The 642-nt window shown below is 41.6% G+C and carries 1 protein-coding gene; it reads left to right on the top strand.

Annotation, left to right across the window (positions count from 1 at the left end; all coding sequences use genetic code 11):
- Positions 1-154: 154 nt before the first annotated feature.
- Positions 155-642, top strand: a 488-nt coding sequence (locus ACFIL8_RS12090) for a hypothetical protein (protein ID WP_375690022.1), incomplete at its 3' end; no start/stop codon positions are given.

Here is a 642-nt window from a genome sequence, read left to right as displayed (position 1 = left end):
GGATTTATGGGAATTCTGTTATAGGGGAAAGTGTACACGTTTACGGAAATGCTAAAATTTACAATCAAGCATATATTTGCTGTCGTGTAGACATTGCTGGAAATTGTAAAATTAGTGGCTCCACCGTAATCGTAGAACGTGAGAAATAGTAATCATGGAAAAAAAATACGAATTTACTGATGAAACAATCGAAGTTGATGGCAAAATCCTTCACCGCATTCGTGCACTGAGAGATTTGGGGGACGTCAAGAAAGGTGATCTTGGCGGCTATATTGAGACTGAAGAGAACCTATCGCATGAGGACTATTGTTGGGTTGCGGATAATGCATGTATTTATGACAATGCACTAGTTTCCGATGAGGCACAAGTTTTTGGCAATGCACGTGTTTATAACAATGCACGCGTTATCGATTATGTAGAAGTTTACGGTAATGCCAAAGTTTATGATGATGCGCTGGTTTTTGATGGTGCTAGGATTTTTGATGATGCACATGTTTACGAGAGCGCACGCGTTTACTACGGGGCATGCGTTTACGGTCGTGCAGAAATTTACGGTGAGACACACGTTTACGGTAAGGCACACGTTTACGGTAAGGCAGAGGTTTACGATTGTGCACGCGTTTTCGATGAAGCACGTGTTTA

Source organism: Bartonella sp. AP57NXGY, from assembly GCF_042195805.1.
In the GTDB taxonomy this organism is placed as follows: Bacteria; Pseudomonadota; Alphaproteobacteria; order Rhizobiales; family Rhizobiaceae; genus Bartonella.
The sequence above is the reverse complement of the archived record's forward strand: the minus strand, read 5'-3'. Positions and strand labels throughout refer to the sequence as shown.